At 68.2% G+C, this 23,806-nt stretch carries 17 protein-coding genes; 2 read left to right on the top strand and 15 right to left on the bottom strand.

Annotated elements, in window-relative coordinates; translation table 11 throughout:
• Nucleotides 1–32 precede the first annotated feature (32 nt).
• The 12 genes from fliA to PKO50_RS22190 all read right to left on the bottom strand — a co-directional run bounded on the left by fliA (nucleotide 33) and on the right by PKO50_RS22190 (nucleotide 16,533).
• Complete coding sequence (gene fliA, locus PKO50_RS22135) at nucleotides 33–776, bottom strand: RNA polymerase sigma factor FliA (protein WP_074984740.1); 744 nt, start codon at nucleotides 774–776, stop codon at nucleotides 33–35.
• Entirely contained in the window at nucleotides 773–1,603 is an 831-nt protein-coding gene (gene fleN / locus PKO50_RS22140; RefSeq protein WP_009621094.1) for a flagellar synthesis regulator FleN, read from the bottom strand. Before fleN ends, fliA begins: the two co-directional genes overlap by 4 nt.
• 148 nt (nucleotides 1,604–1,751) lie before the next feature.
• Nucleotides 1,752–3,056, bottom strand: a complete 1,305-nt coding sequence (gene flhF / locus PKO50_RS22145) for a flagellar biosynthesis protein FlhF (protein ID WP_109933506.1) — start codon at nucleotides 3,054–3,056, stop codon at nucleotides 1,752–1,754.
• 11 nt (nucleotides 3,057–3,067) lie between these two features.
• Nucleotides 3,068–5,191, bottom strand: a complete 2,124-nt coding sequence (gene flhA, locus PKO50_RS22150) for a flagellar biosynthesis protein FlhA (protein WP_109933507.1) — start codon at nucleotides 5,189–5,191, stop codon at nucleotides 3,068–3,070.
• Nucleotides 5,192–5,684: 493 nt separating this feature from the next.
• Nucleotides 5,685–8,066: an RND family transporter gene (locus PKO50_RS22155; RefSeq protein WP_109933508.1), complete on the bottom strand. Its 2,382-nt coding sequence runs from the start codon at nucleotides 8,064–8,066 to the stop codon at nucleotides 5,685–5,687.
• A gap of 14 nt (nucleotides 8,067–8,080) precedes the next feature.
• Nucleotides 8,081–9,100, bottom strand: a complete 1,020-nt coding sequence (locus tag PKO50_RS22160; RefSeq protein ID WP_275630512.1) for a YCF48-related protein — start codon at nucleotides 9,098–9,100, stop codon at nucleotides 8,081–8,083.
• A gap of 730 nt (nucleotides 9,101–9,830) precedes the next feature.
• Nucleotides 9,831–12,488 (bottom strand): aminopeptidase N, encoded by a 2,658-nt coding sequence (gene pepN, locus PKO50_RS22165; RefSeq protein WP_275627244.1) that lies wholly within the window; start codon nucleotides 12,486–12,488, stop codon nucleotides 9,831–9,833.
• A 61-nt stretch (nucleotides 12,489–12,549) separates the two neighbouring features.
• The gene (locus PKO50_RS22170) at nucleotides 12,550–13,395 is read right to left on the bottom strand and encodes a DUF2797 domain-containing protein (RefSeq protein WP_275627245.1); all 846 of its coding nucleotides are present in this window, start codon (nucleotides 13,393–13,395) and stop codon (nucleotides 12,550–12,552) included.
• A complete protein-coding gene (locus tag PKO50_RS22175) occupies nucleotides 13,395–13,655 on the bottom strand; it encodes a DUF1315 family protein (RefSeq protein ID WP_109933512.1) in 261 nt (86 codons plus the stop codon). Before PKO50_RS22175 ends, PKO50_RS22170 begins: the two co-directional genes overlap by 1 nt.
• Before the next feature lie 147 nt (nucleotides 13,656–13,802).
• On the bottom strand, nucleotides 13,803–14,669 hold the full coding sequence (locus tag PKO50_RS22180; protein WP_275627246.1) for a rhomboid family intramembrane serine protease: 867 nt from the start codon (nucleotides 14,667–14,669) through the stop codon (nucleotides 13,803–13,805).
• Nucleotides 14,666–15,649 (bottom strand): metallophosphoesterase, encoded by a 984-nt coding sequence (locus PKO50_RS22185; RefSeq protein WP_109933514.1) that lies wholly within the window; start codon nucleotides 15,647–15,649, stop codon nucleotides 14,666–14,668. The genes PKO50_RS22180 and PKO50_RS22185 overlap by 4 nt, the downstream gene beginning before the upstream one ends.
• Complete coding sequence (locus PKO50_RS22190; protein ID WP_089393754.1) at nucleotides 15,646–16,533, bottom strand: NAD(+) kinase; 888 nt, start codon at nucleotides 16,531–16,533, stop codon at nucleotides 15,646–15,648. The genes PKO50_RS22185 and PKO50_RS22190 overlap by 4 nt, the downstream gene beginning before the upstream one ends.
• A 105-nt stretch (nucleotides 16,534–16,638) precedes the next feature.
• Here PKO50_RS22190 and PKO50_RS22195 point away from each other — a divergent pair, with 105 nt between their 5' ends.
• Nucleotides 16,639–17,583, top strand: a complete 945-nt coding sequence (locus PKO50_RS22195) for a DUF1853 family protein (protein ID WP_275627247.1) — start codon at nucleotides 16,639–16,641, stop codon at nucleotides 17,581–17,583.
• 321 nt (nucleotides 17,584–17,904) lie between these two features.
• Here the strand turns inward: PKO50_RS22195 and PKO50_RS22200 are convergent, their stop codons facing one another.
• The 3 genes from PKO50_RS22200 to PKO50_RS22210 all read right to left on the bottom strand — a co-directional run bounded on the left by PKO50_RS22200 (nucleotide 17,905) and on the right by PKO50_RS22210 (nucleotide 22,499).
• On the bottom strand, nucleotides 17,905–18,804 hold the full coding sequence (locus PKO50_RS22200; protein WP_275630513.1) for a pyridoxal-phosphate dependent enzyme: 900 nt from the start codon (nucleotides 18,802–18,804) through the stop codon (nucleotides 17,905–17,907).
• A gap of 42 nt (nucleotides 18,805–18,846) precedes the next feature.
• On the bottom strand, nucleotides 18,847–20,226 hold the full coding sequence (locus PKO50_RS22205; protein ID WP_109933516.1) for a chromosome partitioning protein ParA: 1,380 nt from the start codon (nucleotides 20,224–20,226) through the stop codon (nucleotides 18,847–18,849).
• A 233-nt stretch (nucleotides 20,227–20,459) separates the two neighbouring features.
• Entirely contained in the window at nucleotides 20,460–22,499 is a 2,040-nt protein-coding gene (locus PKO50_RS22210) for an NADPH-dependent 2,4-dienoyl-CoA reductase (protein WP_109933517.1), read from the bottom strand.
• 186 nt (nucleotides 22,500–22,685) lie between these two features.
• Here PKO50_RS22210 and PKO50_RS22215 point away from each other — a divergent pair, with 186 nt between their 5' ends.
• Entirely contained in the window at nucleotides 22,686–23,804 is a 1,119-nt protein-coding gene (locus PKO50_RS22215; RefSeq protein ID WP_109933518.1) for a carbon-nitrogen hydrolase family protein, read from the top strand.
• Nucleotides 23,805–23,806: the final 2 nt, after the last annotated feature.

Raw genomic sequence — 23,806 nt, forward strand, 5'->3', positions numbered from 1 at the left:
AATTCCGTTACTTCCTTGTGTCCACCGGTCGATCAGTGCGCACGCCACTCCGACAGCCGGGCCCGCAGGCGCGCGGCGCACTGGCTGTGCAGCTGGCTGACCCGCGACTCGCTCACCCCGAGCACCTCGCCGATCTCCTTGAGGTTCAGCTCCTCGTCGTAGTACAGCGCCAGCACCAGGCGCTCGCGCTCGGGCAGCTTGGTGATGGCGTCGGCCAGCGCCTGCTGGAAACGCTCGTCCTCCAGGCCGTGGGAGGGCTCGTTGTCCAGGTGCGTGGTGTCTTCCGCCGGGCCCTGGGCGCCTTCCTGCAGCAGGTCGTCGAAACTGTAAAGGCGGCTGCCCTGGGTGTCGCTTAAGATCGCGTAGTAATCGTCGAGGCTCATATTGAGTTCGGCAGCGACTTCCTGATCTTTAGCGTCGCGTCCGGTTCGCGCCTCGATGGTGCGGATCGCGTCGCTGACCAGGCGGGTGTTGCGGTGCACCGAACGCGGCGCCCAGTCGCCCTTGCGCACCTCGTCGAGCATGGCCCCGCGGATGCGGATGCCGGCGTAGGTCTCGAAACTGGCTCCCTTGCCCTGGTCGTACTTCTTCGCCGCCTCGAGCAGGCCGATCATCCCGGCCTGCATCAGGTCCTCCACCTGCACGCTGGCCGGCAGCCGGCCCAGCAGGTGGTAGGCGATACGCTTGACCAGCGGCGCATAGCGCTGGATCAGTTCTTCCTGGGAATTGCGCGCCTGCGTCTTGCTGTACATAAGCGCTCCGGAGCCGCTCATCATACGGTCGAACCCGTGGTCGGATGCTGCACCAGGCGTTCGACGAAGAACTCCAGGTGCCCGCGCGGGTTGGCCGGCAGCGGCCAGCTGTCGACTTTCTGGGCGATGGCGCGGAAGGCCAGCGAGGCCTTGCTGCGCGGGAAGGCTTCATACACCGAGCGCTGCTTCTGCACGGCCTTGCGCACCGACTCGTCGTAGGGGATGGCGCCGACGTACTGCAGCGCCACGTCGAGGAAGCGGTCGGTGACCTTGGTCAGCTTGGCGAACAGGTTGCGCCCTTCCTGCGGGCTGTGCGCCATGTTCGCCAGCACGCGGAAGCGCGTCATGCCGTAGTCGCGGTTCAGCAGCTTGATCAGTGCGTAGGCATCGGTGATCGAGGTCGGTTCGTCGCAGACCACCAGCAGCACTTCCTGGGCCGCGCGGACGAAGCTGACCACCGAATCGCCGATGCCGGCGGCAGTGTCCACCAGCAGCACGTCGATGTTCTCGCTGATGTCGCTGAAGGCCTGGATCAGCCCGGCGTGCTGCATGGGCGAGAGCTGCACCATGCTCTGCGTGCCCGAGGCCGCCGGGACGATGCGGATGCCGCCGGGGCCCTGGAGGATCACGTCACGCAGGTCGCATTCGCCTTCGATGACGTCGGCCAGGGTGCGCTTGGGCGAAAGCCCCAGCAGCACGTCGACGTTGGCCAGGCCGAGGTCGGCGTCCAGCAGCATGACGCGGCGGCCGAGGTCGGCCAGCGCCATCGCCAGGTTCACCGAGACGTTGGTCTTGCCGACGCCACCCTTGCCACCGGTGACCGCGATTACCTGAACGGGATGCATACCCATAGTCTTACCTTGTCTCTTCATCGTCCCCGGCGCGGTGGGCGCCTGGGTCTGCCGGTCGCGGTGCTCTCCCGCCACCAGCGCTTACGGATCTGCTCGAGCATCCGTATCCGCCTGGAACCCCCGCGTGCGGGGGCGCCCCTGGAATCCGTCAGCCGACGTGTCGCGCCGGCTGCTGATAGAGGCCGGCGAACATGCCGGCCATGGTGTCCTCGCATGGCTCCTCGGGAGCCTGCAGGCTGACCGCGCGGCTGACCAACTGGTGCGCGCGCGCCACCTGCAGATCATCCGGAATTCGCGGCCCGTCCGCCAGATAGGCAACCGGCATGCGTTGTGCTATCACCAGCGCCAGGGCCTCGCCCAGGCTGCCCGCCTCGTCCAGCTTGGTCAGTATGCAACCGGCCAGGCCGCAGCTGCGATAGGCGTGCCAGGCGGCCTTGAGCACCTGGCTCTGGCTGGTCGCGGCCAGCACCAGGTAATTCTTCACGTTCAGGCTCTGCGCCGCCAGGGCCTCGAGCTGCATGCGCAGCGCCGGGTCGCTGGCCGGCAGGCCGGCGGTGTCGATCAGCACCAGGCGCTTGCCCGCCAGCGGCGCCATGGCCTGCAGCAGCGACTGGCCGGGGTCGACCAGGGTCACCGGCACGTTGAGGATGCGGCCCAGGGACTTGATCTGCTCCTGGGCGCCCAGGCGGAAGCTGTCCATGCTGACCAGCGCCAGGTTGTGCGCACCGTACTTGAGGACGTAGCGCGCCGCCAGCTTGGCCAGGGTGGTGGTCTTGCCCATGCCGGCCGGGCCGACCAGGGCGATCACCCCGCCCTGCTCCAGCAGGTCGGCGTCGGGGGTGCGGATCGAGCGCGCCAGGTGGGCCAGGAGCATGCGCCAGGCCTGCTTGGGGTCGGCGATCGAGGCCACGCGCTCGAGCAGTTGGCGGCCCAGGTCCGCCGGCATGCCCATGCGCTGCAGGCGGCGCCACAGGCCGGCCTGCTTCGGGCGCTGGTGCTGCAGCTGGCTCCAGGCGATGGAGCCCAGCTGCACTTCGAGCAGCTCGCGCAGGCCGTTGAGTTCGAAGCGCATGGCGTCCAGTGCCTGCTGGCTGACGGCGGCCGGCGCGGCGGCGGGCGCCGGGGCGGCCATGGCCTCGGCCAGGCTCGGGCGTTTGGCCGGCTCGGCGCCGTACAATTGACGGTCCTTGCGCGCGGTGGCGGCGGCGCGCACCGGGCTGTCCAGCTCGGCGCGGGCCTGGGCGATGCGCTGCTGGGTCTGGCGCAGCTCGGCCTCCAGCGCCGGGTTCGGCTTGCTGGCCGCTGCCGGCGGCTGGTAGTCCAGCGCCGCGGTCAGCTCGACACCGCCGGCGACCCGGCGGTTGCCGATGATGGCGGCATCCGCGCCCAGCTCGTCACGGACCAGTTTCATGGCCTGACGCATATCGGCGGCGAAGAAGCGTTTAACCTGCATGGCGCTGTCCTTCAGTTCTGTCCAACGGTGGCGACGATGGTGACTTGCTTGTTATCCGGAATTTCCTGGTAGGCCAGCACGCTCATGCTCGGCACCGCCATCCGCGCGAAACGCGACATCATCGCGCGGATCGGCCCGGCCACCAGCAGGATCGCCGGCTTGCCGAGCATTTCCTGGCGCTGTGCGGTCTCGACCAGCGAGCGCTGCAGTTTTTCCGCCATGCCCGGCTCCAGCAGAATGCCGTCTTCCGAACCTTGCCCGGCCTTCTGCATGCTGTTCAGCAAGATCTGTTCCAACCTGGGCTCCAGGGTGATCACAGGCAGCTCCGGCTCTAGTCCCACAATGCCTTGGACGATTGCGCGGCTCAGCGCCACCCGTACCGCGGCCACCATGGCGGCGGGATCTTGACTCTTGGCGGCAACGTTGGCGATGGCCTCGGCGATGGTGCGGATGTCGCGCACCGGCACCTGCTCCTGCAGCAGGTTCTGCAGGACCTTGAGCAGGGTGGACAGGGAAATCAGCCCCGGAACCAGTTCTTCCGCCAGCTTCGGCGAGGTCTTGGCCAGCAGCTGCAGCAGTTGCTGGACTTCCTCGTGGCCGAGCAGCTCATGGGCATGCTTGTGCAGCACCTGGTTGAGGTGGGTGGCGACCACGGTGCTGGCGTCCACCACGGTGTAGCCCAGGGACTGCGCCTGGTCGCGCTGGCCGGGCTCGATCCACACGGCTTCCAGGCCGAAGGCCGGGTCCTTGCCGGCGATGCCGTTGAGGGTGCCGAAGACCTGGCCGGGGTTGATCGCCAGCTCGCGGTCCGGGTAGATCTCCGCTTCCGCCACGCTGACGCCCATGAGCGTCAAGCGATAGGCGTTGGGCAGCAGGTCGAGGTTGTCGCGGATGTGCACCGAGGGCATCAGGAAGCCCATGTCCTGGGACAGCTTCTTGCGCACGCCCTTGATCCGCGCCAGCAGCTGGCCGCCCTGGTTGCGGTCCACCAGCGGGATCAGCCGGTAGCCGACCTCCAGGCCGACCATGTCCACCGGGGTCACGTCGTCCCAGCCCAGCTCCTTGGTTTCCTGGGCGCGCTGGGCCGGCAGCAGCTCCTGCTGGCGCTGGGTTTCCTGGACCTCGGCCTGGGCCGCCTTGCGCTGGCGCTGGACGATCAGCCAGGCGCCGCCGGCGGCCACCGAGCCGAGGCCGATGAAGGAGACGTGGGGCATGCCCGGGACCAGGCCCATGGCGATGAGGATGGCGGCGGAGATGGCCAGGGCCTTGGGCGAGGCGAACATCTGCCGGTTGACCTGCTGGCCCATGTCCTCGGAACTGGAGACGCGGGTCACCATGATCGCCGCCGCGGTGGACAGCAGCAGCGACGGCAGCTGCGCCACCAGGCCGTCGCCGATGGTCAGCAGGGCGTAGACCTTGCCGGCGTCGCCGAAGGACATGGAATGCTGGATCACGCCGATGGCGACGCCACCGATCAGGTTGATGAAGAGGATCAGCAGGCCGGCGACGGCATCGCCGCGGACGAACTTGCTGGCACCGTCCATGGAGCCGTAGAAGTCGGCCTCCTGGGCCACCTCGGCGCGGCGCTTCTTGGCCTCGGCCTGCTCGATGAGGCCGGCGTTGAGGTCGGCGTCGATGGCCATCTGCTTGCCGGGCATGGCGTCCAGGGTGAAACGCGCGCTCACTTCGGAGATGCGCCCGGCGCCCTTGGTGACCACCACGAAGTTGATGATCATGAGGATCGCGAAGACCACGATGCCGACCACGTAGTTGCCGCCGATCACCACCTCGCCGAAGGCCTGGATCACCTTGCCGGCGGCGGCGTGGCCGTCGTGGCCGTGGAGCAGCACCACGCGGGTGGAGGCGACGTTCAGCGCCAGGCGCAGCAGGGTGGCGACCAGCAGGATGGTCGGGAAAACGGCGAAGTCCAGCGGGCGCAGGGCGTACACGCAGACCAGCAGGACGACGATGGACAGGGCGATGTTGAAGGTGAACAGCACGTCCAGCAGGAACGGCGGGATCGGCAGGGTCATCATGCCCAGCATCGCCAGCAGCAGCAGCGGCACACCCAGGTTGCCGCGGCCCAGGCCGGCCAGGTTGCTGCGCACTGTTCCGATCAATTGCGTACGATCCACCCCGAACTCCCCTGCCCTGGTACAACAAACTTTTGACGCCGACGGTGCCGGCGCAAGGGTATCTGCAGGAAGCGTTCCAACTTTCTCGGAGCCAGGTGTGGCGCGGATTTCCGACGAAATCCCGGGGGGCGGCCAAGGCCAACGGCGGATAACCGCGAACGGTTATTCGCCCTACGGTGGGAGTAGCGACGTAGCCAGGAGTATCAGGATGGCTGCGGATTTTCCGGCCGCTCAGGACAGCCCCCTCTCCCGCTTGCGGGAGAGGGGGCTCTTGAGCCCAACACCTACGCCGTTCACGAGCAAGCTCGCTCCTATAGCGCAGGCAAAATGCTGACGGTGAAGCGCAGCGCTTCCTTGTAGGAGCGCGCCCTGCGCGCGATTCGCGGGCAGGGCCCGCTCCTACACTTCCGGGTAGCCGGGGTGATGGGTTCGTCGCCCCGACAAGCAAAAAAACCGCGGCCGAAGCCGCGGTCTTTCACAGCAGTCCCCTGGATCAGTGGACCAGGATCGAGGCCTTCTTCGCCCGCACCTTCTCCGGGTTGATCAGGAAGCGGGCCAGGGCCGGCAGCAGCCAGAGCGCGCCGAACATGTTCCACAGCAACATGAAGGTCAGCATCAGGCCCATGTCGGCCTGGAACTTGATGGCCGAGAAGATCCAGGTGGCCACGCCGATGGCCAGGCACAGGCCGGTGAACAGCACGGCCTTGCCGGTGGACTTCAGGGTCTCGTAGTAGGCCTCCTGCAGCGACAGGCCCTGGCGCAGGAAGGACTCCAGGCGGGTGTAGATGTAGATCCCGTAGTCCACGCCGATGCCCACGCCGAGCGCGATCACCGGCAGCGTCGCCACCTTGACGCCGATGCCGAGGGTGGCCATCAGCGCGTTGCCCAGCACCGAGGTGAGGATCAGCGGCAGGACGATGCAGAGGGTCGCGGCGAAGGAGCGGAAGGTGATCATGCACATGACCGCCACGCAGATGTAGACCAGCACCAGGATGATCAGCTCGGACTGCTTGATCACCTCGTTGGTGGCCGCCTCGATGCCGGCGTTGCCCGCGGCCAGCTTGAACTTCAGGTCATCCTTCTCGTGCTCGGCGGCGAATTCCTGCACGGCATGCACGGCGCGGTCGAGGGTCTCGGCCTTGTGGTCGTTGAGGAACACCAGCAGGGGCGCCAGCGAGCAGCTGCTGTTGTACAGGCCGTCGGCGCGGCTGATGGAATTGTTCAGCACGTCCTTGTTGCGCGACAGGGTCTCCCACTTCAGGTTGCCCTCGTTCATGCCCTTGATCACCTGCTTGGACACGGTGACCAGGGAGATGGCCGACTGCACGCCCTCGGTGTTCTCCAGCTTCCACGACAGCTCGTCGATGGCCTGCAGCGTCTGGTGCGCGGAGCAACCCTCGGCCGCCGACTCGACCATCACCACCAGCACGTCGGAGCTGGTGGAGTAGTTGCGGATGATGAAGTCGTTGTCCTGGTTGTAGCGCGAGTCCGGGCGCAGCTCCGGGGCGCCCTGGTCGAGGTCGCCGATCTTCAGGTGATGGCCCTGCCAGAGGCCGCCGGCGAACATCACCAGGGCGATCAGGATGGAGATGGGCGCCACCTTGGAACTGGCGAAGTTGGACAGCAGGCGCCAGAACGGATGCTCGCGCACCGCGTCCTTCTTGCTGCGTTCCACCGCGCGCTTGCTGATGCCGATGTAGGAGATCGCCACCGGCAGCAGGATCAGGTTGGTGAAGACGATCACCGCCACGCCGATGGAAGCGCCGATAGCCAGCTCGCGGATCACCCCGATGTCGATCACCAGCAGGGTGATGAAGCCCACGGCGTCGGCCAGGATGGCGATCATGCCCGGCAGGAACAGCTGGCGGAAGGTGCGCCGCGCGGCCAGCAGCGGGGTTTCCGCGTCACTGGACTGCAGGGCGATACCGTTGATCTTCTGCACCCCGTGGGAGATGCCGATGGCGAAGATCAGGAACGGCACCAGCATCGAGTACGGGTCCAGCCCGAAGCCGATGCTGTGCAGCAGGCCGAGCTGCCAGATCACCGCCACCAGGGTGGTGGACAGCACGGCGATGGTCGAGCGCACGCACTTGGTGAACCACAGCAGCAGCACCAGGGTGATGACGAAGCAGATGCCGAAGAAGCCGACCACCATCACCAGGCCGTCGATCAGGTCGCCGACCTTCTTGGCGAAGCCGACGATGTGGATCTTCACGTTGGGGTTCTGCGCCTGGTACTTGTCGCGGATCTTCTCTTCCAGCTCATGGGAGAACTGCCGGTAGTCCAGCTTCAGCAGCTTGCTCTGGTCCTTGGCGTCGGGGTAGACCTCCAGCAGCGGCACGTCGACGATGCTGGACTTGAAGTTGTTCGCCACCAGGCGGCCGATCTGCCCGGACTTGAGCACGTTGTCGCGCAGCTTCTCCAGGGCCTTGGCCGAACCGTCGTAGGTCTGCGGGATGACCTCGCCGCCGGCGAAGCCTTCCTCGGTCACCTCGGTCCAGCGCACGCTGGGGCTCCACAGCGACTTCAGGCCGGAACGGTCGACGCCGGGGATGTAGAACACCTCGTCATGGATCTGCCGCAGGGTGTCCATGTACTCCTTGGTGAAGATGTCGCCGTTCACCGCCTCCACCGAGATGCGCACGGTGTTGCCCAGGTTGGACAGGTCGTTGATGTGGCTCAGCATGTTCTGGATGAACGGGTGCTTGAGCGGGATCATCTTCTCGAAGCTGGTGGACGGCCGCACCTGGGTCGCCTGGAAGGCGAGGAACAGGGTCACCAGCAGGCAGATGAAGATCACGATCGGGCGGTTGTTGAAGATCAGGCGCTCGAGCAGGGTCGCCTTGTCCTGGTGATGCGAATTGACTGCGTTCATGGGGCTTCCCCGGCTCATTGTTGTTCTGTCAGCTCGGCGCCGGTCGCCGAAGCCAGGTGGATGCCGCCCTGGCCGACCAGCACCAGGTTGCCGTCGCCGGCGGCGCCGACCCCGGCCAGCGCCAGGCGGTCGGGCCGGTTGAAGATGTTGAAGGTGCGGCCGTCGTCCTTGCTCACCAGTACGCTGCCGCTGTTGCCGACCACGGCGATGCTGCCGTCGGGCAGCAGCGAGCCTTCGGCCAGGCCGAACTCCAGGGTGCCGTCACCGGCGATGGGCAGCGCCACCTGTTCCCAGGTGTCGCCGAAGTCGGTGGAGCGGAACAGGTGCCCACGCAGGCCGTAGATCAGCACGGTGCCGGCCTGGGCGGTGCCGACGGCGCCGAACAGCGAGCCCTCGTAGGGGCCCTGCAGTTTCTCCCAGGTCTGGCCCCAGTCCTTCGAGCGGAACAGGCTGCCGGATTCGCCCACCACCAGCAGGCCGGAATCCTTCACCGCGGCGATGCCGTTGAGGTGGAACTGGTCCTCGTTGTCCAGGCGCTCGCTGACGTCTTCCCAGTTCTTGCCGCCGTCGTGGGTTTCCAGCATGGCGCCGTAGGCGCCCACGGCCAGGCCGTGGCTCTCGTCCTGGAACCACACGTCCAGCAGCGGCGCCTCGCGCTTGAGGTCCTCGAACTGGCGCGTCCAGGTGGCGCCGGCGTCCTCGCTGACGAGGATCTGCGCGTCGTGGCCGACCGCCCAGCCCTTCTTGTCGTTGACGAAGAACACCGCGGTCAGCAGCTGGCGGGTGGGCACCTTGGCCTGGACCCAGCGCTTGCCGTTATCGTCGGAATAGAGGATGTGCCCGCGATCGCCGACCGCCACCAGGCGCTTGCCGGCGTGGCTGACGCTCAGCAGCAGGCTGCTGGGGGCCTTGGCCGAGGCGATGGCATAGCCATCGGTGTCGCTGGCCGGCGCATCCGTCGCGCTGGCGTGCAGCGGAACGGCCGCCAGCCACAGCAGCGAGAACGCGCCGAGCAGCGAAAGCGATTTGCGCAGGGGGACGGGGAAGCGGAAACCGAGGGCCCGGACGAACGCACGGACAGCTCGCCGGTGGCGTGCCGCAGATGCTCACGCATATAGCCTTACCTCTTTGTTTTTATTGCAGGCGGATAGGGAGTGGTCGTTATATGCCAGCCTTTCTGCAGCCTGACAATTAAAGGCACGTTATCTTTTGTTAAGCGCAGCGGGACTCATCCAAAAGGACTAGGGAAAGCTGCAGCCCAGTCGCCACGCGGCTTCCAGCGGACACGAAAAAAGATACCGACGGTAACACTCCGGGTATTTGCGGGTACCTGGATGCGTCCGGGGAAACACTCGGGAACCTGCGGTGCGGATATGTGCAGGAGCGGGCCCTGCCCGCGATTTCGCGCGCAGGGCGCGCTCCTACAGGGGAATGGCGCGGGTGGGGCGGCGTAGGAGCGGATCTCATCCGCGATCCGCGCCGGAATCTCCGGCTATCGCGGACAAGGTCCGCTCCTACGGCCGTGCCCGAGCGTAGGGCGAATAACCGTTCGCGGTTATCCGCCGCCGGCCGGAACACCGGTGCCCGGGACAATTGGCGGATAACGCCGTAGGCGTTATGCGCCCTACGTTGGAAGGGGTGGCGCAGGATGGGTTGAGCGAAGCGATACCCATTCTGCGAAGAGCACCTCGACGCAAATCCACGGGCGAAAAAAAGTGTTACCGGCAGGGCCGATAACACTTTTTCCGCCAGCTGCGCGCAGCGTCAGGCGAGGCTCTTGCTCACCACCTCGTAGACGTCGCTGGACAGCTCGCCCGAGGCCAGGATGCGCTCCAGCTCGGCGCGCATCAGGCCCTGGCGCGCCGGGGCGTACTTGCGCCAGCGGGTCAGCGGCGCCAGCAGGCGCGAGGCGATCTGCGGGTTGAGCGCGTTGAGGGTGATCACCTGGTCGGCCAGGAAGCGGTAGCCGGCCCCGTCGGCGCGGTGGAAGTTGACCAGGTTCTGGTTGGCGAAGGCGCCGATCAGGGCACGGATCTTGTTCGGGTTCTTCAGGGTGAAGGCCGGGTGGCCCATCAGCGCCTGCACGCGCTCCAGCCCGCCGGGCAGGGTGCAGCCGGCCTGCACGCTGAACCACTGGTCCATCACCAGCGGGTTGTCCTTGAAGTAGTCGGCGAACATTTCCAGGCCCTTGGCCTTCTCGTCGTCGTACGGCGAGTTGACCAGCACCGCCAGGGCGGTCAGGCGTTCGGTCATGTTGTCGCAGGACTCGTACTGCTCCAGGCAGGCCGCCAGCACCTCGTCGCCGCCCACCAGCATCAGGTAGGACAGCGCGATGTTCTGCAGGCTGCGCCGGGCGATGTGCTCGGCCTCGGCCACGTACGGGGTCTTGCGCGAGGTCTCGCGGTTGGCCTGGTAACGCTGCCACAGCGGCTCGCGCAGGGCCTCGGCGATGCGCTTGCGGGCGAACTCGCGGGCGGCGTGGATGGCCTCGACGTCGGCCACCTCGCTCAGCTCGGTGAGGTAGGCCTCGCTGGGCAGCGAGAGCATCTCGGCGACCATCGCCTGGTCCAGGGCGTTGTCCTGCAGCAGGGTGTGGAAGGCAGTGATCAGGCGCTCGTCGAGCACCAGTGGCTCGCCGCGCTGGTGCTGGCCGATCAGCTCCTGGAGCACCTGCACCGAGAGCTGCTGGCTGGCCTCCCAGCGGTTGAAGCCGTCCTCGTCGTACTGCATGAGGAACATCAGCTGGTCGCGGTCGTAGGGGAAGCTCAGCTTCACCGGCGCGGAGAAGCCGCGCAGCAGCGAGGGCAGCGGCTTCTCCGCCAGGCCGACGAAGGTGAAGGACTGCTCCGCCTCGGTCACCTGCAGCACGCGGTTGCTGCCGTGGGCATGCTCCTCGCCGGCCAGGCGCAGCGGCAGCGGGTTGCCCAGGGCGTCGAGCAGGCCCATTTCCACCGGGATGACGAAGGGCTGCTTGACCTGCTGGCCCGGGGACGGCGGGCAGCTCTGGCGGAAGGTCAGAGTGTAGCTCTGCGCCGCCGCGTCGTAGCTTTCCTCCACCGCCAGGCGCGGGGTGCCGGACTGGCTGTACCAGCGCTTGAACTGCGTCAGGTCGACGCCGTTGGCGTCTTCCATGGCCTTGACGAAGTCGTCGCAGGTCACCGCCTGGCCGTCATGGCGCTCGAAGTACAGGTCGGTGCCCTTGCGGAAGCCCTCGGCGCCGAGCAGGGTGTGGATCATGCGCACCACTTCCGAGCCCTTCTCGTAGACGGTCAGGGTGTAGAAGTTGGAAATCTCGATGAACGAGTCCGGGCGTACCGGGTGGGCCATGGGGCCGGCGTCCTCGGCGAACTGGTTGGTGCGCAGGAAGGCCACGTCCTCCACGCGCTTGACGGTGCGCGAGTTCATGTCGGCGGAGAACTCGCTGTCGCGGAACACGGTGAAGCCTTCCTTGAGCGACAGCTGGAACCAGTCGCGGCAGGTCACGCGGTTGCCCGACCAGTTGTGGAAGTACTCGTGGGCCACCACGCCCTCGACGCGCTGGTGCGCGGCGTCGGTGGCGGTCTCGGCCCTGGCCAGCACGCAGCTGGAGTTGAAGATGTTGAGCCCCTTGTTCTCCATGGCGCCCATGTTGAAGTCGTTGACCGCGACGATCATGAAGATGTCCAGGTCGTACTCGCGGCCGTAGACCTTCTCGTCCCAGCGCATGGCCTTCTTCAGGCTGTCCATGGCGTGCTGGCACTTGTCGATGTTCTCCGGCTCGACGTAGATGCGCAGGGCGACCTCGCGCTCGCTCAGCGTGGTGTAGGTGTCTTCCACCGCCCAGAGGTCGCCGGCGACCAGGGCGAACAGGTAGGCCGGCTTCCTGAACGGGTCCTGCCAGGTGGCCCAGTGCCGCCCGTCCTCTTCCGAGCCGCTGGCCACCGGGTTGCCGTTGGACAGCAGCACCGGGTACCTGTGCTGCTCGGCCGAGACGGTGGTGGTGAAGCTGCTCATCACGTCCGGGCGGTCGAGGTAGTAGGTGATCTTGCGGAAGCCCTCGGCCTCGCACTGGGTGCAGAACATCTTGCCGGACTTGTACAGGCCTTCCAGCGCGGTGTTGCTCTCCGGGTGGATGCGCACCGTGCTGTCGACGGTGAACTGCCGGGCGGTGGGCTGCAGAGTCAGGTGGTTCTCGTCCAGCTGGTAGTCGCCCTCCTCCAGCACCCGGTCGTCCAGGGCCACCCACTGCAGCTCCAGCTGCTGGCCGTCGAGCACCAGCGGCGGCAGGCCCTCGCCGCGCTCGGGGTTGCGGCGCATGACCAGTTGCGCGTGGACCAGGGTGTGGTCCTCGTACAGCTCGAAGGTCAGGTTGGTCTCGTCGATCAGGTACTCGGGCGCCTGGTAATCCTTGAGGTAGATGACTTTCGGTTGATCAGTGCGCATGGTGGCCCTCCGGGCAGCTGCAAGCTCCAGGCTTCACGCTGCAGGTTCGTTGTTCGCCGGCTCAGCTTGCCGCTTGAGGCTCATAGCTGATAGCCAGCTGATAAGCTGTGTACTTACGGATATTGATGACGCCGGTGTCGAAGATCAGGTACTGGCCCTTGATGCCTTGCAGGGTACCCTCCACCACCGGCGTCTTGTCCAGATCGAAGCTGGTGATCTTGGCCAGATAGGCCTCCACCGGGTAGCGGATCTCGATCGGTTCGAGGTCGGTCACCGGCTGGATCGCCTGCAGGCCGAAGCGCTGTTGCAGCTCGCGCAAGCCCTCGGCGCAATGGTCGAACAGCTGCTCGCGGATGGCCGCCAGGTCCAGCGGCTCGGCCTCGCCCTTGAGCAGGGCGCGCCAGTTGGTGCGGTCGGCCACCTGGCTGCGCAGCAGGTCCTCGACCAGCCCGGACTGCTGGCGCGTGGCCACGCGCAGGATCGGCAGCGCCTGGCGCGCGCCCTGGTCGATCCAGCGGGTCGGCACCTGGGTGGCGCGGGTGATGCCCACCTTCACCCCCGAGGAGTTGGCCAGGTAGACCACGTGGTCGGTCATGCAGAAGCGCTCGCCCCACTCTGGCTCGCGGCAGGTGCCATCGTCATAGTGGCACTTTTCCGGGCTGACGATGCAGCTGTCGCATTGCGCCAGCTTGGTGAAGCAGGGGTAGCAGTAGCCCTGGCTGAAGCTTTTCTTCGTCTTGCGCCCGCAATGGCAGCAGAAGATCGCGCCCAGGTACTCCAGGCGCACCGTCCTGCCGATCAGCGGGTTGACCGCCAGCTCCTCGTCGCCGAGGCGGAAGGCGTACTGCACGGGGCTTTCCAGGCGCGCCGACATCTTGCTCAGGGCGCCGCGTCCAAGCTCAACCATCAGTGCAGCGAATTGGACGAGAAGAGGATGTTGGGGATCGGCTCGGCGTGGGACTCGCACGCCTGCGGGCCCATGTAGCCGGTGCGCTGGTCCTCGGGCAGGTTCTGCAGCTCCCAGGCGATCATCGCCTGCAGGCACAGTTCCTTCTGTTCCTGGGTGAGCTTGCGGCCGTCCGGCCACTTGCCGATCTCCACGGCGAGCTTGAGGCCCTCGTAGATTTCCGGGGTGATGTTCTCGATGGTTTCGGCGAAGGACGACATGGGGCCGGCTCCTGCTGGGGGCAAAACCGGCATTCTACCGGGCCCGGCGCTTCGGCGCACGGGCACAGGTCAGGTGGTGGGTTCGCGAGCAAGCTCGCTCCTACGAAAAGCGGTGCTCCCTGCAGGAGCGAGCTTGCTCGCGAACCTCTAGGCGCCGCGCCCGCGCGCCAGCAGCCCGCCCAGCGCGCCGGTCAGGCAGCCGATCACCAGCCCGCCGACGTGGGCGCCGTTGGCGATGGAGCCGAAGCCCAGCAGGTCGATGACGCCGGACAGGCACACCAACAGCCAGATCAGCATCATCGCCACTACGCCCCTGGGCAGGCGGTAGGCCGGGGTCGGCGCCAGCAGCTGGAAGATCCAGCAGTGCCCGAGCAGGCCGTAGAGCACCCCGGACAGGCCGCCGAACAGGCTCGGCCCGGAAGCCAGGTACTGCACGACGTTGGACACCAGGCCGAAGCCCAGGCTCAGGCCCAGCAGCAGGATGCCGCCCTGGCGGTACTCGATGCGCCGGCCCAGCTCCCAGTACCACATGGCGTTCATCGCCAGGTGCAGCCAGCCGAAGTGGATCAGCATGGGCGTGAACAGGCGCCACCACTGCCCCGCCGCCAGGCCGTCGGCCAGCGGCTGGAACATCACCCGGTCGGTGCCGACCAGCTGGAAGTCCTGGAAGGTGAACCAGCGCAGGGTGTCCGGGTTGCCGCCAAGCAGCGTCAGGGCGGCGACCACGAAGGTCACCAGCAGCACCGCGGCGGTCACCTTGCTGGCCCGGACCTGGGCCAGGAAACCCGGCCCGCGGCGCCGCGGCTGGGCCGTGGCGGCCAGCTCGGGGTCGCCCTGGGGGTAGCGCCGGTAGAGGTCGCGCACCTGCTCGGCGAGGCTTTCGTCCGGCACCCATAGCACCTGTTCGCCGGCCTCCTCGCTGACCCGGAAGGGTACGTTCAGGCGCTGCAGCAGGCCGACGAAACCGGCGAGGTCCGCCGCCAGGGGCAGGCGCATGGCTACTACCGCACTCACTCATCCTCTCCCGGACGCTTCACGTCCACCCAGACGAACTTGTCGCGCTGCAGGCGCGTCTCCTGGTCCAGCCGGTAGGCCACCAGCTTGCCGTACATGACCGCGCTGTAGTCCAGGCAGGCCAGGTTCGGGCGGATCGGCGCCGGCGTGCCGCTGCGCCAGTAGTGGCCGACGAACAGCAGCGGCTGGTCGGCGCCGTAGCTCAGCAGGCTGGACTTCTGCTCGGCGCTCAGGCGCTCGGCGGCCACCTCGTCGGGCAGCGCGTCGGGCTGGAAGACGATATCGCCGTAGGTCTCCGGCTCGCGGTCCTCCTCCCAGAACTTGGTGCGGAAGAAGGCCCGGGTGAAGCCGTCGCTGCCGGTCAGCGTCATGCCGTGGGGCAGGCGCATGTCGGTGCCGCGCAGCAGCCGGTTGCACACCTGGTAGGCGAAGCTGCCGTGCGCGGCGGAAGCCTGGACGAAGGCCTCGTCGATGCGCCCGTCGGGGAACTGCCGGCGCAGCGAGTCGATCAGCCCGTTGTCCCAGCAGGCATGGACCATGCGGAAGCGCCCGGCGTCGAGGAACAGCGGCAGCTGCTGGAACCAGCCGAGGAAATCGCGCCAGTCGCCGGGGTGGCCCTCGAACTGGTCGAGGGTCTCCTGGATCAGCCGCGCGTGCCGCGGGGTGTGCTCGCGCACGTACTGGCGGCCGCTGCCCGGCGCCGCCGGGGTGGACCAGCCGAGCAGGTTGAATTCGTGGTTGCCCATGATGCACAGGGCCTCGCCGGCGGCGACCATGTCGTGCACCCGGTGCAGGGCCTCGCGGATGCGCGGGCCGCGGTCGACGATGTCGCCGAGGAACAGCGCCTGGCGCCTTGGGTGGCGCCACACGCCGCCGTGCAACTGGTAGCCCAGCTGCTCCAGCAGGCGGTCGAGGGTGTGCGCACAGCCGTGGACGTCGCCGATCAGGTCGTAGCCACGGCCCGGGTCGAGTTCGCTCACTCGGCGCTCCCCAGGCGGCTGCCCCAGCCGAGCTTGGTCCGGCAGACCTCGTAGTAGTTGTGGTCGATCGGGTGGATCAGGCGCAGCTTCTGCGGCTTCTTGCTCACCGTGACCATGTCGCCCGGCGCGCAGGTGAAGTGGTTCTGCCCGTCGCAGGAGACCTGCGGGTAGATCTGCATGTTCGGCGACACCACGATCTTCAGCTCGCTGTTGCCGTCGACCACGATGGGCCGGCTGGACAGGGTGTGCGGGTACATGGGCACGATGACGATGGCGTCCAGCTTCGGGTGCATGATCGGCCCGCCGGCGGACAGCGAGTAGGCGGTGGAGCCGGTGGGCGTGGCGACGATCAGGCCGTCGGCCTTCTGGCTGCAGACGAACTGGCCGTCGATGTGCAGTTCGAACTCGATCATCCGCGTCGACTTGCCGGGGTGCAGCACCACGTCGTTGAGCGCGTCGCCCTGGCCGATGGACTCGCCGTGGCGGCGCACCTGGGCGTCCAGCAGGAAGCGGCTCTCGACGATGTACTGGCCGCCGAGCACCTCGGCCACCTTGGTCTCCAGCTCGTCCGGGCGGATGTCGGTGAGGAAGCCCAGGCTGCCGCGGTTGATGCCCAGCACCGGCACCTTGTGCCGGGCCAGCGCGCGCGCCGCGCCGAGCATGCTGCCGTCGCCGCCGACGACGATCACCAGGTCGCAGATCTCGCCCATGATCTTCCGCGAGCAGGTCTGCAGGCCGTGGCCGGGCAGCACTTCGGCGATGGTGTCCTCGAGGATCACGTGCAGGTGCCGCTCGGTCAGGAAGCGCTTCAGCCGACGGATGGTTTCCAGCACCTGGGTGCTGCCGAGGCGGCCGATGATGCCGATATTGCGAAAGGATTCCATGAGACTCCAGGCGGCGGTGCGAGCGGGAATGACGGAATTATGGGGGAAACCCCCGAACAGCGGCAAACCCGCGCGGCAGCGCGGGCGTTCGGCTAGGCTGCACAAATGAAGCCGACCGCCCATCTGCTCGAAGAGCTGCTAGCCGAACTGCGCCAACCCGCGGTGCGCGACCTCGCCTGGACCCTGCTCGCCGAACCCCTGCTGGATGCCGGCCCCCTGCCCCTGCGCCATCCGCTGGCGGCGAGCCGCTGGCTGGCCGAGCCACAGCGCCTGGGCGACTGGCTGCGCGCGCAGGAAAGCGACAGCGAGGCGCTGCGGGCCTGGCTGCAGCGCTCGCCGCAGCAGCGCCTGGGGCGCTACTACGAGCGCCTCTGGCAGTTCGCCCTGCAGCAGGCCCCCGACCTGCGCCTGCTCGGCGCCAACCTGGCGGTGCGCGACAACGGCCACACCCTGGGCGAGCTGGACCTGCTGCTGGAGGACGACGACGGCCTGCACCATTTCGAACTGGCCATCAAGCTCTACCTGGGCCCCAGCCGCGAAGGCCCGGAGGACTGGCTGGGCCCCGGCGCCGAGGACCGCCTGGCGAACAAGCTGCGCCACCTGCACGAGCATCAGCTGCCGCTCTCCTCCAGCCCGCACGGCCGCGCGCTGGTCGCCGGTTTCAGCCAGGCCCCGGTGCAAGCCGCGCTCTGGCTGGGCGGCTACCTGTTCTACCCCTGGCCCGGCGAGTGCCCGGCGCCGGAAGGCGCCAACCCCGAGCACCTCGGCGGTTCCTGGCTGCACCGCCGCCACTGGCCCCTGTACCGCGCCCAGGGCGCGGGCCGCTGGCAGCCGCTGCCACGCAGCGAATGGCTGGCCCCGGCGTGCAAGACCGACGACGAAAGCTGGGCGCCGGAACGCTTCGACGCCTGGCTGGCGCAGCTGCCGGCGGACGCCTTCCCCCAGTTGCTGGTGCGCCTGGAGCAAAGCCGGGACGAATGGCACGAGGCCGAGCGGCTGTTCCTGGTCGGGGACCAGTGGCCAAGAGTGCATAACGGGTATTCCCATTGAGAGGAGCATGGCTCGCTCCTACGAAGAGCACCGCGGCGCGGTCGGCAAGACAGTCGCGCCTACGTCCGTGCCCTCCAGAAACCGTAGGGCGCATAACCGTTCGCGGTTATCCGCCGTCGGTCCGAGCGCCATGGCCACATGGGTGCCAGATGAGCCGTCCAATCGGCGGATAACGCTTCGCGTTATTCGCCCTACGTGTTCGCCGTGGGGTACGGCATATACCTGTAGGAGCGGGCCCTGCCCGCGATTTCGCGCGCAGGGCGCGCTCCTACAGGGGAATGGCGTGGGTGGGGCGGCGAGCGGCTGGCGCGCACGAATGCCCTACGGCAATCGCCGCAAGCGCTCCTCCATCGCCCGCCGCCCCTGCAGGCCACCGCTGTGCACGGCGATCAACCGGCTGCCAGGAGGCACACGGCCAGCACATACCTCGTCATGAAGGGCCAGCAGCAGCTTGCCGGTGTACAGCGGCTCCAGCGGCACGCCGGTCGCCGCCTCGAAGTCGGCCATGAACCGCGCCAGCCCGGCGTCCACCTTGCCGAAACCGCCGCGGCTGGCGTCCAGCAGGCGATAGCCGGCGTCTTCGCGCCCCGCCTCGGCCAGCAGGCGCGGCAGCATGGCTTCCACGCCATGGCCGGGCGGCACCGCCAGGGCGCCGGTCACCGGGTGCGCACCCTGCTCGCCCAGCACCAGCCCGGCCAGGGTGGTGCCGGTGCCACAGGCGGCCCAGAGCTGGTCGTAGCCGTTCCAGCCGATGCCCGGCAGTTGCCCGGGCAACTGCGCCACCAGCGGCGCGCAGCCCAGCGCGCCAGGCAAGCCGCCGCCGCCCTCGTCCACCGCCAGCAGGCGTGGGTAGCGTTCGCGCCAGGTATCCCAGAAGCCTTCGGCATGGCGCTCGCGGTAGCCGGCGTAGCCGAGCCAGTGCAGTTGCATGCCCCAGGCGCGCAGGTCGCGCACCGTGGGCGTGTCCTGCTCGTTGCCGCGCAGCAGGCCGACGCTGGCGAAGCCGAAGCGCTGGCCGGCGGCGGCCAGGGCGTGCAGGTGGTTGGAATGGGCGCCGCCGAGGCTGATCAGGCCGTCCAGGCCCTGCTCGGCGGCCTGGCGCAGGTAGGGCGCCAGCTTGAACCACTTGTTGCCGGACACCCGCTCGTCGACCTGGTCCAGGCGCAACAGGGCCAGCTCGACGCCGGCCCGCTCCAGCCAGTCGAGGCGCACCTGTTGCAGCGGGGGTAACGGGCGCCAGTCGGGAAATCGCAGGGCGGCCACCTAGCCCGCGGTCACGCCGCGCAGACCGCCGCTGGTCTTGTGCCGGGCGCAGCAGTTGCTGTCGCCGTCGACGAAACGGCCGGGGGTATCCACCCGGTCGACCGGCAGCGCGCAACGTTCGCCGTTGGACAGGTGGCCGTCGCAGGTCGGCTGCTGGTAGTGGGCCAGCCACTGGCGATACTGGGCTTCGGAGACGAAGCATTTGGCGGCGGCGTAGGCCATGGGGTTTTCCTGGTAGCGCGGGATGTCCTGCAGGGGAATGGTCAGGTGCCCGGCGCCGGGATGATAGACGACGAAGATCACCCCGAGCGAGGTCAGCTTCTCCAGCAGCGCATCGCTCTCCGCCCGCGCCGCCTGGGCGGCCAGCTCGCGGCGCAGGGCCTCGTTGTCCTGCTGCAGCTGGCGGTCCAGCTCGCTGCGGTAGCTCAGCTCGGCGTCGCGCACCGCCAGCTGTTCCTTGTACTGGGCGATCACCGCCGCGACCTTGGCATCGGCCTCGCCTTCGAATTGCGCGCGCAGCTCCTCCAGCTCCACGCGCCCCTGCTGCTCGATGCTGCGCAGTTGCGCGGTCAGCTCCTCGCGGCCGCGCTGGAAGCCGTCCACCCGCTCGTCCAGCTCGCGGCGCAGGCCGGCGTTGATCTCTTCCTCGCGCTTGAGCCCCTCGCGCAGCGCAGCCAGCTCGGCCTGCAGCACCTTGACCTGTTCCTCGGCGCCCAGGCGCAGGCGCTGCAGTTCCTGCTCGTGCTGCTGGCTCAGGCTGGACAGGCGCGAGGCCTGCTGGCCGAGCAGCTCGGCGGTCTTCTGCCGCTGTTCCTCGAGCATCGCCTGGGCCAGCTTCTCGGCCTGCTCCCGCGGGTCTTCCGCCGGCGCCGCGTACCACTGGTGCTCGGCGGCGACCTTCAGGCGCTGCGGCTCGACGGCGACGGGCTCTTCCTCGACCAGCAGGCCGAGGTGGTTGCGGCGGATGGCGTCGCGCAACATCACCAGGTGGTTGTTGCCCGTCACCAGGCTCGGGTCCCACAGGTGCATCTGGTGCCAGGACACCGGGCACTGGCTGCGGCAGGCCAGGCGGATGGGCCCGGCGCCCATGTCCGGGCCGCGCCCGGCGCGGTCGGCGAGCTGGCGCAGCGGCAGGTTCCAGCCGCGGTCGGCCTCGCCGTTGTCGTCGAAATCCAGGTAGAAGAACACCGCCGCCTTGACCTGCAGGCGCGCGTTGATCAGCACGTAGGCCAGGCGCATCTGCCGGTCGGCGTATTCGTGCATCTGCACGACGTTGTCGAGCAGGGCCTCGAATTCGGGATAGAGCATCTGCTTGCAGATGCCTCGCTCATCGAAGAAGGCCACGGCCTCGACCATCTGAGGCTTCTTCTGCAGGCTCATGACGGGACCTCTGGACTGTCGCGAACAGGGTTGGGCCCGCAGAGGGGCCGGCGGCCGGGCCTCGAGCGCACCGGTGCCGGGGCAAGTCTAGGGGAAATGGTGACGCAGGCAATGTGACTGGGTTGGCAGTCGCTCGGCCGTTCGTAAGAAAGCGACGTACGACAGACGGAAAACTGTGACGGGTTCCGCCCTTTGCCGCCCGGACAGCGCGTCCGGGCGGCAGGGACGGTGGATCAGAGTTCTGCGGCCAGGCGCGAGCCCTGGTTGATGGCGCGCTTGGCGTCCAGCTCGGCGGCCACGTCGGCGCCGCCGATCAGGTGCACCTTCTGCCCGGCGGCGACCAGGCCGTCGTGCAGCTCGCGCAGCGGCTCCTGGCCGGCGCAGACGACCACGGTATCCACCGGCAGCACCTGCGGCTCGCCTTCTTCGCCGATGCGGATGTGCAGGCCGGCGTCATCGACCTTGAGGTACTCGACGCTGTTGAGCATCTGCACCCGCTTGTTCTTCAGCCCGGTGCGGTGGATCCAGCCGGTGGTCTTGCCCAGGCCGTCGCCGACCTTGGACTTCTTGCGCTGCAGCAGGAACACCTGGCGCGCCGCGGCATGCGGGTGCGGCTGGATGCCGGCGACGCCGCCGCGGGCCTCCAGGGCCTCGTCGATGCCCCACTCCTTCCAGAAGGCATGGCGGTCCAGGCTGGTGGACTCGCCGTCGTGGGTGATGTACTCGGAAACGTCGAAGCCGATGCCGCCGGCGCCGATCACCGCCACCTTCCGCCCCACCGGCTTGCGTTCGAGGATGGCGTCCAGGTAGCTGATCACCTTCGGGCTGTCGATGCCGGGGATGGCCGGGGTGCGCGGGACGATGCCGGTGGCCAGGAGGATCTCGTCGAAGCCGCCCTTGGCCAGGTCGTCGACCGACACGCGGGTGTTCAGGCGCACGTCGACGCCGGTGGTCTCCAGCTTGCGCTTGAAGTAGCGCAGGGTCTCGTAGAACTCTTCCTTGCCCGGCACGCGCTTGGCCACGTTGAACTGCCCGCCGATCTCGCCGGCGGCGTCGAACAGGGTCACCTGGTGGCCACGCTCGGCGGCCACGGTGGCGGCGGCCAGGCCGGCCGGGCCGGCGCCCACCACGGCGATCTTCTTCACGTGGGTGGTGGGGATGTAGTTCAGCTCGGTCTCGTGGCAGGCGCGCGGGTTGACCAGGCAGCTGGTCAGCTTGCCGCCGAAGGTGTGGTCCAGGCACGCCTGGTTGCAGCCGATGCAGGTGTTGATCTCGTCCGCGCGGCCTTCGGCGGCCTTGTTGACGAAGTCCGGGTCGGCGAGGAACGGCCGGGCCATGGAGACCATGTCGGCGTCGCCCTCGGCCAGCACCTGCTCGGCTACCTCCGGGGTATTGATGCGGTTGGTGGTGCACAGCGGGATACCCACCTCGCCGCGCAGCTTGGCGGTGACCTTGGTGAAGGCTGCGCGCGGCACCTTGGTGGCGATGGTCGGGATGCGCGCCTCGTGCCAGCCGATGCCGGTATTGATGATGGTCGCGCCGGCCTTTTCGATGGCCTTGGCCAGCAGGACGATCTCGTCCCAGGTGCTGCCGCCCTCCACCAGGTCGAGCATCGACAGGCGGTAGATGATGATGAAGTTCGGCCCCACCGCCTCGCGCACGCGGCGGACGATCTCCACCGGCAAGCGCATGCGGTTCTCGTAGCTGCCGCCCCAGCGGTCGGTGCGCTGGTTGGTGTGGGCGACCAGGAACTGGTTGATGAAGTAGCCTTCCGAACCCATGATCTCGACGCCGTCGTACCCGGCCTGCTGGGCCAGCACGGAGCAGGTGACGAAGTCCTGGATCTGCTTCTGGATGCCTTCCTCGTCCAGCTCGCGCGGCTTGAACGGGTTGATCGGCGCCTGGATGGCGCTGGGCGCCACGGATTTCGGACTGTAGGCGTAGCGCCCGGCGTGGAGGATCTGCATGCAGATCTTGCCGCCGGCCTCGTGCACCGCCTGGGTGACGACCTTGTGCTTCTCGGCTTCCTCGACGGTGGTCAGCTTGGCCGCGCCGGCGTACACGCCGCCTTCCTCGTTCGGGCCGATGCCGCCGGTGACCATCAGGCCGACGCCGCCGCGGGCGCGCTCGGCGAAGTAGGCGGCCATGCGCTCGAAGCCGTTCGGCTTCTCTTCCAGGCCGGTGTGCATCGAGCCCATCAGGGTGCGGTTGCGCAGGGTGGTGAAGCCCAGGTCCAGGGGCGCGAGCAGGTGCGGGTAGCGGGCGGCGGTCATGATTCCTCCACATCGGGCATGGTTGCCGGGGCCTCGGACGGGCCACGGTCGGTATGGGGCAGACTCTAAGCAGCGCCCGGGGCGCGCTCAATGACCGGAAATGACAACTTACTGATCGAAGATGACAGCACGGCTTGGCAAGCCGGCGCCGCTCCCCTACCCTGGCAGCCAGTCCCGGAGCCCTGCATGCGCAAGCTGACATTCCTCATCCTGGTCACCCTCTTCGCCGCCTACGCCGGCTGGGCCGAGCGCCGCCCGGTGGGCCACTACCTGTCCGACCTGCGCAGCCAGGTGGTGCTGAACCAGGGCGCGCCCTCCGAACGCGGCAACCTGCTCGGCGTGCAGCCGGAGCTCTACGCCGCCGACTACCAGAACGTCGAGCGCCTGCGCCTGAAGCTTGCGGCCTACCTGGAGAAGGCCCGCAGCGAGGGCCTGCTCGGCCCGCGCACGGTGGTGGTGTTCCCCGAGCACATCGGCACCTGGCTGGTGGCCGCCGGCGAGAAACCCGAGGTCTACCAGGCGCAGCACCTGGCCGAGGCCATGAAGTGGATGGCCGTCAGCAACCCGGTGAAGCTGGCCCGCGGCTGGCTCATCGCCAAGGGTCGCGACCGCTTCACCGACGCCCTGTTCCGCATGAAGGCGGTGGACATGGCCCACGACTACCAGACGCTGTTCGGCGGCCTGGCCCGGCAGTTCGGCGTGACCCTGGTGGCCGGCTCCATCGTCCTGCCCAACCCCAAGGTGGAGGACGGCGTGCTGGTCACCGGCAACGGCAGCCTGTACAACGCCAGCCTGGTGTTCGGCAGCGACGGCAAGCCCCTGGGCCAGCCGCAGCGCAAGGTCTTCCCCATCGACGACGAGAAGCCTTTCATCCGCGCCGGCCACAGCGACAACCTGCAGGTGCTGCAGACCCCCGCCGGGCGCCTGGGCGTGCTGATCTGCGCCGACGCCTGGTACCCGATCAACTACGCGGTGCTGGCCTCGGAAAAGGTCGAGCTGCTGGCGGTGCCCGCCTTCCTCACCGGCAACGGCCAGTGGCAGCGGCCCTGGCGCGGCTACAACGGCGCGCGCACGCCTTCCGACGTGCAGCTCAAGCCCGGCGCGCTGAGCGAAGGCGAGGCCTGGCAGCAGTTGGCCCTCGGCGGACGCCTGGCCGCCAGCGGCGCCCAGGCCGGCATCGCGGTGTTCCTGCGCGGGCAGTTGTGGGACCTGGGCAGCTCCGGCCCCGGCCTGGTGGTCGACCGCGGCGGCCAGCAGCTCGCCGAGGACGGCCCGGGCGCGCGCCTGATCAACCTCTGGCTGTGACC

Origin of the sequence: Pseudomonas sp. 273, from assembly GCF_029201425.1 — a bacterium.
In the GTDB taxonomy this organism is placed as follows: Bacteria; Pseudomonadota; Gammaproteobacteria; order Pseudomonadales; family Pseudomonadaceae; genus Pseudomonas; species Pseudomonas delhiensis.

Excerpts from the sequence above, each read along its gene's own strand:
- flhF (WP_109933506.1), bottom strand. The coding sequence starts at position 3,056 with ATGCAGGTTAAACGCTTCTTCGCCGCCGATATGCGTCAGGCCATGAAA.
- pepN (WP_275627244.1), bottom strand. The coding sequence starts at position 12,488 with ATGCGCACTGATCAACCGAAAGTCATCTACCTCAAGGATTACCAGGCG.
- PKO50_RS22215 (WP_109933518.1), top strand. The coding sequence starts at position 22,686 with ATGCGCAAGCTGACATTCCTCATCCTGGTCACCCTCTTCGCCGCCTAC.
- PKO50_RS22210 (WP_109933517.1), bottom strand. The coding sequence starts at position 22,499 with ATGACCGCCGCCCGCTACCCGCACCTGCTCGCGCCCCTGGACCTGGGC.
- PKO50_RS22195 (WP_275627247.1), top strand. The coding sequence starts at position 16,639 with ATGAAGCCGACCGCCCATCTGCTCGAAGAGCTGCTAGCCGAACTGCGC.
- PKO50_RS22205 (WP_109933516.1), bottom strand. The coding sequence starts at position 20,226 with ATGAGCCTGCAGAAGAAGCCTCAGATGGTCGAGGCCGTGGCCTTCTTC.
- fleN (WP_009621094.1), bottom strand. The coding sequence starts at position 1,603 with ATGGGTATGCATCCCGTTCAGGTAATCGCGGTCACCGGTGGCAAGGGT.
- PKO50_RS22190 (WP_089393754.1), bottom strand. The coding sequence starts at position 16,533 with ATGGAATCCTTTCGCAATATCGGCATCATCGGCCGCCTCGGCAGCACC.
- PKO50_RS22175 (WP_109933512.1), bottom strand. The coding sequence starts at position 13,655 with ATGTCGTCCTTCGCCGAAACCATCGAGAACATCACCCCGGAAATCTAC.
- PKO50_RS22155 (WP_109933508.1), bottom strand. The coding sequence starts at position 8,066 with ATGAACGCAGTCAATTCGCATCACCAGGACAAGGCGACCCTGCTCGAG.
- PKO50_RS22170 (WP_275627245.1), bottom strand. The coding sequence starts at position 13,395 with ATGGTTGAGCTTGGACGCGGCGCCCTGAGCAAGATGTCGGCGCGCCTG.
- fliA (WP_074984740.1), bottom strand. The coding sequence starts at position 776 with ATGATGAGCGGCTCCGGAGCGCTTATGTACAGCAAGACGCAGGCGCGC.